Origin of the sequence: Roseovarius sp. MMSF_3281 (assembly GCF_030733685.1) — a bacterium.
Taxonomy (GTDB): Bacteria; Pseudomonadota; Alphaproteobacteria; order Rhodobacterales; family Rhodobacteraceae; genus Roseovarius.
Map to the genome: position 1 here is coordinate 393,931 of NZ_JASHIM010000001.1, position 17,730 is coordinate 411,660.

The following is a 17,730-nucleotide window of genomic DNA, read 5'->3' on the forward strand; positions in this document are numbered from 1 at the left end:
CGTTCATACCGCAAGGACCGCTTTACCGTATCCAGCGCCATAGCCAAGGGACTTGCCACAAGACACGAAGCACGATGTCACAAACCCCGGCGGCGCGCCTCGGCCCTTGGCTGTAACGCCCCGAACATGTCGAAAGACTGGTTGCTTGAATGAGCCAATCGGCGCGGGGCAGATAGGTGTCGGCCCCAGCCACGCAAGAGCCCCCGAACATGCAGCATCCAATTGGCATTCATCCTTGATCCAAACGAACTTTTCGGCTTACGCTTCGGCAATAGTACGCGATAAACACATGACACATAGATAACCGAGGATATTTTCATGCCGACATATTCGATCTCTGGCTTTCAAGTCACCCGCAATGCAAGTGATCAGATCGTCTCGGTCGATCCTGTCGTTTTGGATATCGTCACTCCGGCAGGTCAGGAAACTTTCACGTATACCATCGACAATCCGGCATCGTCCGGGGATTTGACCGAAGTGGAGATCGAGGCAGGCGAGGCGCACCCCCTGGCAAAAGGCCCAGGTATTCCCGGCGGCGCCGCGGCCATTCCCGACGGTGTTGTCAGTGTCTTTGGAAATATTGAAACCAACAGCGGCTCAGGGAACCACACAATCTTGGCCTTCGAGGCTATCGAAAATGACGGTTCCTCCGTGGAACTTATCTTTCAGGTTGCGGGTGACCCTTTAACCTACCCGACGACGGTCAGTGAGTTCGAAGCGCTGGATGCGTCGATCACCGGTGTTAGCGATGCAACAGGTGCCTGGGGGCCCAATACAGATATCCGCTTTGACGCTCTTGCCAATACAACTGTAAGCGCCTCGCCCGATAACGTGATCCTTGGCGAAGAATTCAATGACACCCTGATCGGTACTGACGAGGATGATTTTATCTTCACCGGCGATAACGATGGTGGCAGTTTCGGGTACGACTACGTTGCGGCCTCCGAAGGTGATGACGATATTGATCTATCCGGAGTCGATACCGGATTTGTTGAACTCGATTACTCTGCCTTGAATGGCACCGGCCAGGCGATCAGCGCGGATATTGACGGGGCCGCAAATGTTGGCGAGGTCGAGAAAGGCAGTTTGGGGACCGATACACTCATTGGCGTTGAAAACCCGCTCAATGCCGGCTGGACGGTTGGAGGGTTGAGCCTGATCGGCACCCAAGGCAATGACAGCTTCGACTTCACCATTGGCGACGAACAATGGCTGAACGTGCAAGCCGGCGACGGTGTCGACAGCTTTAATGTCAACGGCCCGGGCCTGCTGCGGTTCGATTTCCGCGACGCGGAAGAAGGTGCGAACGTCAATTTCGCGACGAAGAGCATCGTTAACGACGGTTTTGGCAATTCCGAAACGATCACCGGCAACAACACGCTTTGGGAAATGCAAGGCTCACGGTTCGACGATACGTTCACCGGGTCTGCCAACGGCGAATCCTTCCGGTCCACGGGCGGCAACAACACAATCAACGCGGGCGGAGGCTTTGATCGCCTGCGCTATGATCGCGACGCGATCATTTCGGTGGACGCCGACTTGGAACGCGGCACGTCCGAAGGGGTGACCGCCACCGGCGGTTTCGGCCACAGTAATTTTGCCAGCAGTTTTGAAACCGTCACCGACACGATCTCCGGGGTCGAGTGGCTGCGCGGCTCGAACGGTCATGACCGGCTGGCGGGGAAAGCCGGCGAGAACAACCGCTTTGACGGCGACGGGTCCGGCCCATACGGCGGACAGGACGTATTTGTTTACCGCGGCGGTGATGATACGATCACCGACTTCGACGTTCTCCAAGATACGCTTGTCATTGATCTTCCTGGGGTGGATTTTGCCGCCCTTGAAGGCGTTGACCCGGTTAACACCCCCGAGGGCATGGTGGTTGATTTCGGGGAATTCGGGTCCCTGTCCTTTTACGGGGTGTCCGCTGACAGCGAGATCCATGTGCAAGTGAACGGCGGTCTCAACGAGATCATGGGCACCAATGGCAACGATACGCTTAATGGTACCGCCGGTGACGATCTGATCAAAACCGGTGACAATGAAGGCGGCGCGACGGGATATGACAGCGTCGTCGCCTCGGCGGGCAGCGATACCATTGATACCACGGGCATCAAACTTGGCTATGTTGCGCTTGATTATGGTTCGGTCGGCGCCGCCGGGGTCGACGTCGTCATCGACGGCGGCACGAATACAGGCACCGTCGACAAGGGCGGAATGGGTAGTGATATTTTACGCGGCATTGTCAGCCCGCTTGACGCAGGGGCGCGGGGCGGAGGCCTGGGCATTTACGGGACAAGCGGTGACGACAGCTTCGACATCACGCTCGAGACGTCCCAGAACGTGGCGTACTATGGCGAGCAATGGCTCAGTCTTCGTGGCGGGGACGGCACCGATAGCTTCCTTCTGAACGGTTTTGGCTATGTCCGGTTGGATTTCCGCGATGCCATACAAGGCATTGATATAGACCTGTCCCAAATGACCAGCCAAATCGTGAATGATGGCTTTGGGAACACCGAATCCATCGGCGGCTTCAATCAGGTGTCGCAAATTCAAGGGTCGAGCCATGACGATACCTTCGTCGGAAGCGGCCACAGCGAAACCTATCGCGACTTTGGCGGCAACGACAATCTGGATGGCGGCAGCAGTTCATATGACAGCCTGCGTTATGACCGTGACGTCGTTCAATCGGTGAACATCAACGGCGATACCGGCGAAGCAACCGGTACCCTGTCGGGCGGCGGAACCTTCACCGATACGTTCATGAACTTCGAGAGCTTCCGCGGCTCGTACGGCAATGACTACATCAAGCTTGAAGATGATAACATGTCCGCAAGCCTGAGCGCCGATGGCTCCGATGGGGACGATACCCTGATTGGCTCGAACGGGGACGACTCCCTCACTGGGGGGCGCGGGAACGACGAATTGAACCTCGTCGGCGCGGGCGATGGCATCAGCGGCTACGATATGGTCGCAGGCTCGCAGGGAAATGACACGATTGATTTTTCGGGATCCAAGGATGATTTCGTCAACCTGAATTATATTGGCCTGCCCGAGCCGGTCAGCGTCACACTGAACGGTGTTGCCAATACCGGCACGGTGAACAAGGGCGCGATGGGGACCGATACACTCGTTGGTGTTGCAACACCTCTTGACGCGGGGTGGACCATCGGTGGGCTGGGCCTGCGCGGAACCTTTGGCGACGACAGCTTTGACCTCACCCTCGGAGCGGAACAATGGATGTCGGTGGTCTCCGGGTTCGGGACGGACAGCTATACGCTCAATGGCGAAGGCTCCGTCCGGCTGGATTTCCGCGAAATCTTCGATCAAGGCATCAAGGTTGATCTAAGTCTCAGCAGCGGGCAGATCATCAATGACGGTTTCGGAAACACCGAGACAATCAATGGCAGCCTCGACCTTTGGGAGGTTTACGGCACCTTCGGCAACGACTGGTTCAAAGGATCTGACGCAGATGAATCCTGGCGCGATAATGACGGCAGTGACACGCTCGACGGTGGCGGTGGCTTCGACCGCTTGAGATACGACAGCATCGATTATTGGGGCGGTGTCGATATTGACGCGGTGGAAGGCACGGTTACCAATCGCGGCGAACCGGATATCGTCGACCAGATCAGCAACTTTGAGTGGTTCCGCGGCTCTGACAATGATGACCGTATTGCCGGTGACGGCGCCAACAACCTCCTGCAGGGCGGTGGCGGCAACGATACGCTTATTGGCGGTGGCGGCGAAGACACCCTTGAAGGTGGCGCAGGCGAAGACGCCTTTGTCATCGGCGCCGGCAGCACCATCATCGAGGATTTCGAGATTGGGACGGACAGTTTTGATGTCGTGATCGACGGTGTGACCGAGGAAGCGCGGGATCTGGCACTGGCGGATGCAACGGCGGTGAGTGGCGGCGGGGCTGTTGTTGATTTTGGCAACGGCAACACGCTGACCTTCGGCAACCTGACGGACTCCGAGGTTGCGTCGCTTTCGCCGGCGCCCCCGCCCCCGCCGGTCACGCCGATCGCCTGGACGGTGGGTGACCCGCACCTTCTTACGCTTGACGGGGTTGGCTATGACTTCCACGCGATCGGTGAGTTCGTCCTGCTGAACGGGATCGCCGGCGGCGCCTTCGAATCCTTCGAGATCCAGTCCCGCATGGGGCCCGTGATCGACTCGCAGGGCGGCACCGTGCCGGGGGTTTCGGCCAACGTGGCAGTGGCCGCGCGCCTGAGCGACGGGTCGGCGCTGATGCTCGATTCAACCGATGCCGAGCCCCTGTCGATCGACGGCATCACCCAGACCCTTGCGGATGGGGGCACGCTTAAAATTGGCAATGACAGCATTTTCCGCGACGGCGACACCTACACCGTGGTCTTTGCCGGGGCCGATGGCACCGTCGGCGAGGGCGATGCCCGCCTGAGCGCGATCGTCCGCGACGGCCGTATGGATATCGGCATCCAGATCAGCGAAGACATGGCCGGCCAGGTCGAGGGCCTTCTGGGCGACGGCAATGGTAACCCCGATGACGACATCGCGCGCGCCGACGGCACGGTCCTGGAACGGCCACTGGCCTATGACGACCTTTACGGCGGCTATCGCGACGACTGGCGCGTCGATAGCGAGGCCGAAAGCCTGTTCACCTACGACACGGGCGAATCCCTGGCCGGGTTCTACGATGCGGCGGCGCCGGCGGATATCCCCGATATCGGCGACTTCGACCCGGCCGATGTCGACGCGGCGCGCGACGCGGTCAGCAATTCGGGGCTGGAGCCCGGCACCCTCGCCTACGAGAATGCCGTGCTCGACTTCCTGCTGACCGATGACGAGGAGTTCATCGAGTCCTCGTCGCAGGACAGCGCACCGACCGAGGACAACGCCGGATCGGCGGGCGTTCTGGAGCAAGGCGAGACCCGGGTCACCATCAATGTCGGCCTTGAGGACATGGACGGCGGGGCGCTGGAGGGGGCCGTTGTCAACTTCTCGGCCGGCGGCGCGCCGATCCTTGGCCAGACCGGCGGCACGGCCGGCGCCTATGAAATCCGGCTCGGGTCGAATGCCGAGGCCGGGCGCGTGAACGCGGTGCGCGACTTCGAGGCCGGCGACGCCGAGATCAACGTGCAGGACGCCTTGAACGTCCTGCGCCTTGCCGTGAATCTCGAACCCTCGTTCGGACCGGCCAGCGCCGAGAACTTCATCGCGGCGGATGTGACCCAGAACGGCGCGGTCAACGTGACCGATGCGCTGGAGGTCCTGCGCTTTGCCGTCGGCCTAGACACCGAAAGCGCCCCGAAATGGGTCTTCCTTGAGAAAGACCAGGATCTTTCCGGCATCGACAGCACCGCGGTCAATTATGAAACCGGAACCGACAGCGGCGACATCGCGGATGGCCTCAACCTCGAAATGACCGGCATCCTCCTCGGCGATATCACCGCACAGCCTGAAGCTTAGGAGATCGCGATTTGAAACCTCTGACGCCCCCCATTTCTGGTCCAGCCCGGGGGGCGTTTTGATCTGGCAACGGGGCACCGGCCACGCCCTCGGCGCAGGGGAATTGCCAACAAGAGCCCCCTGATTTACCCAAAGATCGCCGCAGTTCGCCAATAGTCTTCCGACGCTATTGCCATTTGATGCCGGGGCCGCACCATGCTTACCCAGAACGAACAACTTTTCCTGGAACTCGTGAACGCGGCCCGGCTTGATCCCGCGGGCGAGGCCGAGCGTCAGGGCATTCCCTTGAACGAAGGTCTGGCCCCGGGGACCATCGATGATACGCCAGTGCAACCTTTGGCGGCCAATGCCCAGATTCAACAGGCCGCCACCGTGCACAGCCAATGGATGCTTGATACAAATACCTTTTCGCATACCGGGGCCGGCGGCAGCACCCCGGGCGACCGTATGAGTGCCGCAGGCTATCCCTTCGAAAGCCCCTCTGGCTGGGGCGAGAATGTCGCGCTTTTGCGCACCACCGGCACGATCGATTTTCAGGCCGCGGTCACACAGCATCACGATATGCTTTATGAAAGTTCCGGGCACCGTGAAAACCTGTTCACGGCCTATTTCCGCGAAACGGGCATCTCCCAGGAAAGAGGCGAATTCGAAACCGGCTGGGATTCGTCAATGCTAACCCACAAGCTTGGGTTGTCCGGCAGTCGCGTTTTCCTGACCGGGGTGGTCTTTGAGGATGGCGATGCAAACGAGGCTTATTCGCTGGGCGAAGGGATGGGCGATTTTTCGGTGTCTGCGGGAGGTTCAGCCACCTCGACCTGGGCAGCGGGAGGGTACAGCCTTGGCGTTGATAGCGATCCGTCGGTGCGCGTGACGCTAGGCCAAGGCGAAGGCGCGTTGGATGTCATCGTCGATCTGTCCGGTGACAACGTCAAACTGGACCTTCTGAATGGTTCACGCATCCTGACCTCAGGGAACGTCACCCTGTCGGATGGCGCGCGTGATATCGAAATGCTGGGCGCGGTCGATAACACGATCATCGGTAACGCACTGGACAATCATTTCTACATCGGGCGCGGAGACAACATCTTGGTGGGAGGTGGCGGGTTGGATCGCGCTGTTTTCACCGGCCTGCGCACGAATTACACGATTACCGACAATCCTGACGGAACGACCACCGTTGCCGATCAGCGTTCCGGCCCTGAGAGCGATGGAACCAACACGGTAAGCGAAGTTGAATATCTTGCGTTCTCCGACATCACCGTGGATTTGCAAACACCCCTCGACGGGGAAACGATCAACGGGCAACTGGCCTCTGTCACAGGTACACCCATCGGTGAAACCGAGTTGCGCTTCAGCCTGACCGATGGCGCCGAACATGTGATTTCGACTGACCAGACCGGAGCTTTTTCCCTGGTACTTCCGGAAGGGGAAACGGGCCGCCTTACGATGGCCCAAGATGCCAATAGCAATATCCAACCGAATGTCACAGATGCGCTCGATATCCTGCGGCTCTCGGTTGGGTTGACCCCAAGTTTTGGTCCGGCCACCCCACAAGACCTGATCGCGGCGGATGTCGATTTCTCGGGCGGGATCAAGGTTGATGACGCGCTTGACACCCTGCGCGCCGCGGTTGGCCTTGAAACCGAAAACGCGGCCCCCGGGGCCTATGTCCTTTTGGACCCTGAGCAACCGTTGGACATGGTCTCGGTCGACAACGTGACCTACAGCCATGGAGTGAATATCACGCATGACCATGTAGGCACCCCCCTAGATATCGACGTGGTCGTGCTTGGCGATCTGGGTTCATTTAACGCCGTCTGACCTGCGCCCAAGCGCGTCGGACAACGCGCGCCGCGTTCCGGACCACCGCTTTTCACGTGTCACTTGCAGCGATTTGTGAAGGCCGCACAGATACCCGGCCATGCGAATTATCGCCCCTCGCGACATCCGAGTATGTGATGCCGTAGTCCGTTGAGTGATCCACTTTTTTTCTTGCATCGACATCGCCAACCCGGGCACAGTGCTGCTTAATCTTTATCGTTCGTGACCAAATATATGAGGCCGCTGTGCAAAACGACATTTTTTCCAACAATCCCAATAAATCCAAAGTCGAAACCGAGGCTGATCGCAACGCTTATGTCCGAGACTGGATCGCGCGCCGCCTCAAAGCAGGTAAAACGGTAAGCGCCGGTTTTCTCGGCGCAGTTTTGACGCTGCCGGCTTTGGCCGTCGCGCAAGTGCGTGAAGGTTTTGTCAGTGCTTCGGATATCCAAGGCGTCCAAAACGTCGAAATGATGGCGGATGGCACCGCCCAAATGCAAATGGCCAATGGCACAACCATCGCCGTTCCTGCGCAAGATATTCAGATCGCCGCGAACGGTCAGGTTATGGTCAGTGCGCGTGTGGCTGAAATCGCCGCCGAGGTGATGGCCGCTGGCGCGGGCGGCGCGGGCCTCGGTGCCGGTGCGATAGTCGGGGCCGGTGCGGCAGCGGCGGCAACGGCTGCCATAGCCAGTGACGGCGGTGGCAGCGGCGGTGGCGGGGCTGAGACGCCCACCATCAATGCCGCGGTTCTTTCGGCCAACGGCGGGCTCAGCAATGAAAACACCGGCCTGGAATTGCCCGAAGGCACCTCAAGCATCGAAGTCACGGTGACTGATTCGGAGGGTGGCGAGACGACCACGACGGTGACGCCCGACGCCGACGGCAACTGGGTTCTGCCCGAACCAGATGGCGGCTTTCCCGAAGGCAACGTCACGGTCAACGTAACAAGCTTTGACGAAGATGGCGAAGAAACCGGATCGGATGATCAAGAATTGCTTATTGACACCGTCCCGCCCGCCATCGCGATCAGCGACACGGGCGTTGGCGAAGATGGTGTTCTCAACATTGCTGAAATGAACGAAGGCATTACGATCAGCGGCACAACCGACGCCGAGGACGGGCAAGAGGTTACGGTTACCATCAGCAAGGAAAGCGGCGAAGAACATGTCAAAACCGCCGTGGTCAGCGGCGGGGAATGGAGCGTCGATGTTTCCGCCGACGATCTTACCGGTGGCAACCCACCCGGCGCGGGCGGCTATGACTTTGACGGTCAGAGCATTGAGGTCGAAGCCGAGGTTGAAGATGCATCGGGCAATCCGGCGCAGACCACCGACAGCTTCACAACCGACCTTTCCGGTCCGGAGATTACCATCGACACGATTTCCGACGATGACCAAGTCGGCCTGCTTGATGTGAACGATGCCGATGGATTGACAGTCACCGGCACGACCTCGGCCTCGGTCGGTCAGGCCGTGACCCTGACCTTCAACGGCGAGGACTTCGCCGGTGAGGTTGTCAGTAACGGTTTGCCCGGGGGCCTTTACACATGGGAGGTGACCGTCCCGCAATCGGCTTTGCAGGCCTTGCAGGATTCAGCGGGCGAAGATGAAGTGGTCGAAGGCGTCGAAGTCAGCGCAACGGTCGACGATGCTGCTGGCAACCCGGCGCCGACACCGGCAACCACCACGATTGACGCCGACTTCAGCGGGCCGTCCATCGCCATTGGTACCATCGCCGGGGATGATGTGATCAACAGCGACGAGTCCGGCGCCGATGTCACGATTTCAGGTGTCACGAACAACGTCGGCGCAGGCCAGACCGTCAGCGTTACGGTCAATGGCTCGGCGCTGGCCGATGTTCAGACCGAGGCCGACGGCAGCTGGGAAGCGACCCTGCCACAGGCAGATGCCGCCGCCCTTCCCGAAGGCAGCGCGATCGAGGTGACCGCCGCCGTCAGCGACGCTGACGGCATCCCGGCGAATGCCAGTTCCGAGATCACTGCCGATTTCACCTTGCCCACCGTCGGCATCGATACGATTTCCGACGATGACATCATCAACATCGCCGACAGTGAACAGGCCCTTACCATCTCCGGCACCTCGACAGATGCCGAACAAGGTCAAATGGTGGAAATCGGCCTTCCCGGGCTCACGGCACAAATGGCCGAGGTCGGCGCCGACGGCACTTGGTCTGTGGAACTGACCGCTGAGCAAACTCAACAACTTGTGGACGGACAGGACGGGACAAGCCTCGATATCACGGCGAACCTTTCCGATGCCGCAGGCAACCCCGCAGCCGAAGCCACGCGCAGTGTCGATGTAGATACAACCGCGCCAAGCATTATGATTACCGAACCAATTGACGCCGACGGAACAATCAACATCGCGGAAAGCGGTTCGGACCTTACGGTCAACGGTACGGCGGACGGGACCGATAGCGTGACTGTCACCGTCAACGGCACGCAAGTGGCCACCGCCACGGTAACCGGCTCCGACTGGTCGGTTGATATACCCTCGGCCACCCTGCAAGCCGTGACCGACGGTGAAACAATCCAGATCACCGCGGCAGGAGAGGACGCAGCAGGCAATACAGGCTCTGACGAAGCCTCGCTTGAAACAGATTATTCCGCGCCCACCGTGGCCATTGCATCGGTCTCGACCGGAGACACGCTTACCCTCGATGAATTGTCCGGCGGGATGATCATCTCGGGCACCGCCAGCGAGGAAACCAGTGGAAGCGACGTCACGGTCACCCTTGACGGCACGGATTTCACGGCACCGGTACAAGAAGATGGAACTTGGACCCTGACTTTGGACGACTCGGATATCACGGCGCTCAACCTTGCCGATGAAACCGATTTCGACCTGAGTGCGACTGTCACCGATGGCGCGGGCAACACTTCCATGCCTGCCACCTTCACCATCAGTACCGATTTCCGCCCCATCGTCGCGATCGACCCGATCGGCGTGGACGGCGCGGTTGACCTTTCCGATCTCGGCACGCCGGAGATCACGGGCACCGCTTTGGGGGTCGAAGCCGGACGCGATGTGACAATCGTGGGCACCGACCCGGACGGTGAGATATTGAACGCGACAGCACAGGTTCAGGCCGATGGCACATGGGCGTTGACGGTGCCACAGGCCACGCTCGATGAACTCGACGCCGGCGAAACCGTGAACGTTACGGCCAATGCCAGCAATGCTGCCGGTCGTGCGGCAGCGGAGGCATCGACCGAGGTAGAGGCCTACCTGCCCTCCGTTTTCAGCGCGTATAGCGCGGTTGAAGACGGATCGACCTTGTCGGTAAGTGTCGTCGCCAATGAAGGTCTTGTTGCAACGGATGGCGTTCAATCAACGATGACATTCGATCCGGCAAGCGCCAATTTTGTATCTGGCAGCCAGAGCAACGAGCTTGACCTCTTCATCGTCAACGACACCGACGCTGGTTCCGGCAGCGTTATCTTCAGCGGCGGCACGCTCACCGAAGCGCGTAACGAGGGTGACCTGTTGTATGAATTCGACGTGACGGACCAAGGCGCGGGGCCGATCACCCTCAACTTCGAGGATGACAACCAAGGCGGGCAGACTGAACTGCAAATCGGGACGTCCGGCGCCGACACCCTGACATCCGGCAGCATCGACTCGATCCTTCAGGGCCGTGGCGGCGACGACGCGCTTGATGTGTCCGCGTCGGGGCGAAATGTCGTGGTGTTCAACGCCGATCAGGCCACCAATGGCACCGATACGGTCACCGGGTTCACCACCGGCACCACCTTCCAAAGCGATGTCATGGCGATCACCGGTACGGTGGACATGCGGGGCGACGGCGACGCATTGCAGACCCTGGCCGAAGGCGGTGCTCTCAACGCGGATACAGGTTTCGTGATTTTCACCACGGCCCTGGACGATACCGAAGCCTCGACATTGGAAACGGCCTTCGAAGGTCTGACGGGCGAGGCAGAGGGCGACACCGTCTTCTTCCTTGCAGGCGACGGCGAGGATGCGGCACTTGTCCGGACCGAAACCAATGGCGCCGACGATGCCTCGGTCGAGGTGATGGCCCGGTTCGAAGGGATTGGCGATCTATCGGATCTCAGCCCCGACAACGTCATCCTGCCCGATCCTGTCATGAACACGTGATCGTCGTTTGAAACCGTCACAACAGCGCGGGCTGGATGCGAATGCACCGGCCCGCAAAGATTTTCAGTTCAATATTGTTCAAAGTGGCCCTTGAATACACGTCCACCATATGTCTGACGCAACTTCCAAAACGCTGGTCGCGGTCAGCCCGCAACGCCATGGCGCGCGCTACTGGCGGCGTTTTGAATCCTACAGCTTCGCGCGGGCCGCGCACTGTGTCGATATTGTCATGGCCGAACTGCCCCCGGTGGCAAGCGCCTTTCCCTTGGTGTTCCGTGAATCCTTCGATGGCGCGGCCATCACCCCGATTGCCCTTCTCAGCTTCGGGCGTAGCGAAAATACCCCCTTCGTGTCCGCCGATGGAAATTGGCGCGGAACATATGTTCCCTCCGCTTTGCGGGCGCATCCCTTTACCGCGCATTCAACGGAAACAGCCCGGGAAATGACCCTATTGGTGGATGAAGCAAGCGGCCTTGTTACCGACGATCCTTCGGACCAACCTTTTTTCGACACAGGCGGTGCGCCGTCGCAGGCCCTTGCGCAGGTGATCGAGTTCTTCCGCACCCGGGCCTTGTCGGCCATACAGACGCAAAAAGCCTGCGCAGAACTGAATGCGGCTGGCCTGTTGACCCAATTGCACGATTTTGCGGGCATGTCGCAGCCCGACCTTCAGGGGCTTTACGGAATAGATTTCGACAAGCTCGACAGCCTTGACGCGTCCGCCCTGCCCGCTCTTTGGCAGAGCGGCGCCCTGCGCCTTGCCGAGGCGCACCGCATTTCGCTTTGTCACATCGGCTGGATGCTGCGGGCGGAAAGGGCCAGCGCCGGTCTTGAACCGCAAGCCGCCGCCACGCGCCCGCCGTCGCAGGCCGACACGGCGCTGTCCGGCTTCCTTGATGCGCTGTCGGATGCACAAGATCAGGACTGGAGCAACAGGTCATGAGACCCCACACCGCCCCCGCTGTCCTGTCGCTTCTCCTTGTCGGCCTGACGGCCTGTGCCGAACCGCCCGATCTCGAGCCGGTCACGGAAAGCTTGGAAACCGGCACCGCCGGGCTTGGCGCCCAACGGGTCAAAAGCGACGTGGCCAAGAAGCCCTTTGGCAAATTCATTGCCCGCGCCGTCACGACCGATCCGGCAATGCGCCGAAGCCTTTCCGACATTCGCGCCGCCCGGGCCGAGAAACAATCCGCAGATGGTGCCTTTCTCCCTGATCTTAGCGTCGGGGTCAGCGCCGAAACCCGTTATGTCAACAGCAGCACCACCAGCGACGCGTCGCCTTTCGTGCGCGTCTCGCAATTGGTTTATGACGCCGGCGCCGCCCGCGCCGATCAAACCGCCGCCGAGGCCCGTGTCTTGCAAAGCCGGGCGCGCCAGATTGAAAGCGGTGCGGGCTCGACGCTTTCGGCGGTCGAAGCCTACAAGCGTCTTATCACCAATCGACGGCTGCTTGCCCTGGCGCAAGAAAATCTACGTGTATTGCGCGGCATCGCAAACCAGATCGACGAACGCGCACAACGCGGCGCCGGGTCAAGTGCCGACAACCTGACCGCCCGCAGCCGCGTGGCCGATGCCGAAACCCGCCGCGTCGATGCCCAGGCCGGGCTGGAACGCGCCCAAGCCGCCTTTCGACGTTATTTTGCCGAGATTCCGAAAAATCTGCCAACACCCGTCAAGGCCCCCGCCTTGCCTGCAAACCAAGATGACGTTCTTATTCAAAGCCCGCGATTACGCGCTGCAAGCGCCAGCCTTAAAGCCGCCGAAGCCGATTTGATCGCCGCACAATCACGGCGCCAACCTGCCGTCGAAGTTGGATGGACCGGGCGCCAAGCACCCTCTGGTGGGGGGGCAGACGTGGGATTGGACCTGACGTTGAACTACAGCCTCGACACCCGTGGACAAAGACGTGCCGCGATTGATGCGGCGCAGGCCCGTCTGGATGCGGCCAAGGCCGAACGGGATACGCTTCTGCGCGATGTGCGCGAAGCGCTGGCCTTTGTGCGCACCGATCAGGCAGCTGGCGAAGCCCGCGTTGCCGCCGCGCGCGAGGCGGTACAAACCAACGCCGCCAGCGTACAGGCGGCCCGTGATCAATTCAGTATTGGTCGCCGTAGCCTTATTGATCTTCTGGATGCCCAACGCGACTACGTTCGCGCCGAAGAAACCCTGATACGTGCCGAACAGGAACGCTTCCTGACCGATTATGCCGCGCTGGCGTTGACGGGCGACATCCTTGACGTCTTTGAAATCACTTTACCGAAGGTGCCGGAATGACGTCAGACCAAAGCACGGATGATCGCCGCGTCGTTCCATTGGAACGCGACAATCGAAGCCGCCCCGATGAAACCTCCCCGCTTGAAGCCTGCCTGATTCACGCGGCCGCAACGCTTGACCGGCCCATGACGCTGGCCACACTGCATGCCGTGCAATCCTCCGAGGCCGAAGGCACACTGGGCGTCCGCGAGGCCATCACTGCCGCCGAACGTGCCGGCATGCAGGCCGCCTTCGGGGCCCATTCGCTTGCTGAGTTCGACTCCGTCCTGACACCGGCCATCCTGTTGCTTGACGGGGACCGCGCCGTCGTGCTGCATGATGTCAAACCCGGTGGCGCGCTTGCCGTGCATGATCCGACCCTCGGCGAGGGTATCGGTGAGATGTCCCGCGATGATCTTGAAAAGACCTATAGCGGTTACGCCATTTTGCTGCGCCGCGAACACCGCGAAGATATCCTTGCCAGTAGCGAGGGACGACGGGGACATTGGTTCTGGTCGGCCCTTGCGGCCAATCGCTGGTCCTACACGCAGGTCCTTCTGGCCGCGATCCTCGCCAACTTCCTGTCCTTGACCACCTCGATCTTCATCATGGTGGTTTATGACCGGGTGCTGCCCAACGAGGCCACCGAATCCCTTATCGCCCTGACGCTTGGGGTTGGGATCGCACTAATCTTTGACTTTCTTATCAAGAACCTGCGCGCAGGTTTCATCGACCGGGCCGGACAGCGCGCCGACATGGTGATGGGGCGCCGTATCTTCGACCAGTTGCTCGATATGCAAATGCGCGCGCGCAAAGGCTCGACCGGGGCCCTTGCCAGTACCCTGCGTGAGTTTGAGACCCTGCGAGATTTCTTTACCTCGGCCACGCTTGTTGCCGTGGTCGACCTGCCCTTCATCCTTTTGTTCATCTCGGTGATCTCACTTATCGGCGGGCCGCTCGCCATTGTCCCGGCAATTGCCGTGCCGTTGGTTCTGTTCGTCGGGCTGGCCGTGCAACCGATCCTCGCACGCCTTGCTGAACAAAGCTTCAAGGACGGGCAATCGAAGCAAAGCGTACTTGTCGAAACCGTGTCCGGGCTGGAAACCATCAAGGCCGTCGGCGCAGCGCGGCGGATGCGTGCGCGCTGGGAAGAGGCCATCGCGCGACAATCCGATCACGGCGCACGTGCCCGCGCGGTCACGCAACTGGCCATGAACGCCACCAGTTTCACCCAGCAGGCCGCACAGGTGATGATTGTCTTTTACGGTGTGTTCCTTATCACCGCGGGCGAGGTCAGCATGGGGGCCCTGATCGCCAGCGTTATCCTGACGGGCCGCACCCTTGCGCCATTGGCACAGCTGGCGCAAACCCTGACCCGCCTCAATCAGGCCCGTAGTTCCTATCGCAATCTTGACGCCCTCATGCGTGCCGAAAGCGAAAGGCCCGCCGGTCACCATTGGATCAGCCGCCCCAGACTCGACGGGCGCATCCGATTTGACGATGTGCATTTTACCTATCCCGACCAGATGCAAGCGGCCCTCAGCGGCGTCAGCTTCAATATCGAACCCGGCGAAAAGGTGGCCATCCTCGGGCGCATCGGCTCGGGCAAAAGTACGGTCGCGCGCCTGCTTCTGGGCCTCTACACTCCGGACAAGGGCGCTGTTCTGGTGGATGATACCGATATCCGGCAAATCGACCCTGGCGATTTGCGGCGCAACATCGGTTCGGTCCTGCAAGATGTTTGGCTGTTCTCAGGCACGGTACGCGAAAACATCGCCATCGGTGCCCGCCGCCCCCGGGATGCGGATATTCTGGAGGCGGCGCAGATTTCCGGCGTCGAGGATTTCATCGCCCGCCACCCCTCGGGCTATGACATGATGCTAGCCGAACGGGGCGAGGGCCTGTCCGGCGGGCAAAAACAGGCCATAACCCTGGCCCGCGCGCTTGTCGGTCACCCCCCGGTTCTGCTGCTTGATGAACCGACAAGTGCCATGGATGTTCAAAACGAACGCGATGTCATCTCCCGGCTTAAGGACGCTGCGAAAGATCGCACGATGATCGTCGTCACCCACCGGACCAGCCTTCTGGACCTTGTGGACCGTGTCATCGTGATCGAGAACGGGCGCGTTGGCGCGGATGGTGACAAATCCATTCTCGCACGAAACGCCCGCCAAGCCGCAGGAGACCGTGATGGCGCGTGATCACGACCTTGACCGGCTGGCCCGGGAAATGCGGGGGCGATCGCCGCTGCGCGGCTCGATCCTCCTGTTCACGATCCTCGGGTTTTTGGCAACCGCTGTCATCTGGGCGGCCTATACCGAGATCGACGATGTCACCCGCGCCGATGGCCGCATTGTCCCTTCGGCCTCCCTGCAAGTGATCGAAGCCGCCGAACCCGGTGTGTTGAAAACACTGCACGTCAAGGAAGGCGAGGTTGTCGAGAAAGGCGACCTTTTGATGGAGCTGGATGGCACCCTCCTCGACAGCCAACTCAATCAGGAACAGCAACGTGCCTATGGCCTGATGGCGCGGATCGAACGGCTTCAGGCCGAGATTGACGAGGCCGACCTTTCGTTCAGCCCCGATCTGGTGGCCAAGGCCGCCGATGTGGTCAAATCCGAAACCGCGCTTTATCGCGGGCGGCAGGCCGAACTGCAGGCGGAAATCGACATCCTCGAACGCCAAAGGCTCCAACGCCAGCAGGAGTTCGAGGAGGGCCGCGTCGACCTGCAAACCGCCACCGAAACCCTCGCCGTATTGGGCGAAGAACGCGAGATCATGGCACCGCTGGTCGAACGCGGCATGGAACCGGCCACCACATTGCTGTCCCTGCGCCGAACCGAAGCGGAATGGCGCGGCCGCGAGGTCCGTGCGCGCGCCTCGCTTGATCGGCTGCAATCGGCGCTCGATGAAATCGACGACAGGATCGCCGCCCAACGCAGCCGTTTTCAAAGCGCCGCGCTGACCGATCTTGCCACCGCTACAGCCGAGCTTGCGGCACTCAAACCGGCCCTTCCCGCCCTGCAAAGCCGGGCCGAACGGTCCCAGCTCCGCGCGCCCGTGCGCGGCGTGGTCAATACCATCCACAGCCCCACCGTGGGGGCCATGGCCCGCGCGGGCGAAGAGCTGATCGAAATCGTTCCGCTGGACGATTCCCTTCTGGTCGAGGCCTATGTCCGCCCGTCTGACATCGCCTTTCTTTACCCGGGACAGCCCGTCAAGGTCACCATCACCGCCTATGACGCCTCGCGCTATGGCTCACTTTCGGGGGAAATCATGCGCATCGGTGCGGATACCATCACCCGCAGCGAACGCAGCGAGGAGGAGGTCTTTGTCGTGGAAATCCGCACCACCGACACGATTCTTGATGCCGATGGGGTCGAGGTTGAAATAATGCCCGGGATGGTGGCGCAGGTGGATATCCTCGCAGGGAAGAAAACCGTGCTGGATTACATTCTGAAGCCCGTCGTCCGCGTCAAGGACCGCGCTCTGAGGGAATAATGCATCGGCACCTTGCCGCGGCATGACCTTTCGGACCTCAAAATCCTAATGTCGCTGATATGACCGACGCGCGGGATGGCTCAGGTCTTTCAAACTCCACCCTGGATCGGCCGGCTCCAACAGGTCCAGACATCCGGCGCACAGCAAGGCGTAATACTCGGAGCCGAGGGGGTGTTTTACTCCGACGCCGCCGGCGGCCCTGATCAACGCTTTAGGCTGGACGATTGAGGGCCATGTGCCCCCTGCCCGGGACCGCGATCCGGTTTCTTGTCACCGGCACCACAGGCGCCGTAATCCTTGATATCCACCTGACTGGGGAACTCACGCTGGAACGCGATGTGACGGTCGACGATATTCCACAAAGCGACGTCCCCGACGCGCTCAACAATCCTGCGCCTTGCGGTTACGGGAACGCCACCAGCTATTGGTTTACTATGAATTGGCCAGCCCCGGTTGGTCCGTTGGCTGTTCACTCCGCGCCATCAAATCGGATAGACCTCGTCCCGCTAACAATTCGCCTATGCCACCTTCAAAAGGTTCAAGGGCCAAGCGTCGAAAC

7 protein-coding genes are annotated in these 17,730 nt (G+C 60.5%); all 7 read left to right on the forward strand.

From position 1 onward, the window contains the following. Nucleotides 1-318 precede the first annotated feature (318 nt). Complete coding sequence (locus RBB32_RS02205; RefSeq protein WP_306151028.1) at nt 319-5,454, forward strand: VWD domain-containing protein; 5,136 nt, start codon at nt 319-321, stop codon at nt 5,452-5,454. 195 nt (nt 5,455-5,649) lie between these two features. Next, nucleotides 5,650-7,275 (forward strand): CAP domain-containing protein, encoded by a 1,626-nt coding sequence (locus RBB32_RS02210; RefSeq protein ID WP_306151029.1) that lies wholly within the window; start codon nt 5,650-5,652, stop codon nt 7,273-7,275. A 245-nt stretch (nt 7,276-7,520) separates the two neighbouring features. Further along, nucleotides 7,521-11,417, forward strand: a complete 3,897-nt coding sequence (locus RBB32_RS02215; RefSeq protein WP_306151030.1) for an Ig-like domain-containing protein — start codon at nt 7,521-7,523, stop codon at nt 11,415-11,417. Between the two features lie 109 nt (nt 11,418-11,526). Next, the gene (locus RBB32_RS02220) at nt 11,527-12,360 is read left to right on the forward strand and encodes a SapC family protein (protein WP_306151031.1); all 834 of its coding nucleotides are present in this window, start codon (nt 11,527-11,529) and stop codon (nt 12,358-12,360) included. Beyond that, nucleotides 12,357-13,691: a TolC family protein gene (locus RBB32_RS02225; RefSeq protein WP_306151032.1), complete on the forward strand. Its 1,335-nt coding sequence runs from the start codon at nt 12,357-12,359 to the stop codon at nt 13,689-13,691. Before RBB32_RS02220 ends, RBB32_RS02225 begins: the two co-directional genes overlap by 4 nt. After that, the gene (locus RBB32_RS02230; RefSeq protein ID WP_306151033.1) at nt 13,688-15,871 is read left to right on the forward strand and encodes a type I secretion system permease/ATPase; all 2,184 of its coding nucleotides are present in this window, start codon (nt 13,688-13,690) and stop codon (nt 15,869-15,871) included. The genes RBB32_RS02225 and RBB32_RS02230 overlap by 4 nt, the downstream gene beginning before the upstream one ends. Beyond that, nucleotides 15,861-17,171: an HlyD family type I secretion periplasmic adaptor subunit gene (locus tag RBB32_RS02235; protein WP_306151034.1), complete on the forward strand. Its 1,311-nt coding sequence runs from the start codon at nt 15,861-15,863 to the stop codon at nt 17,169-17,171. The genes RBB32_RS02230 and RBB32_RS02235 overlap by 11 nt, the downstream gene beginning before the upstream one ends. The last annotated feature ends 559 nt before the right edge of the window (nt 17,172-17,730 follow it).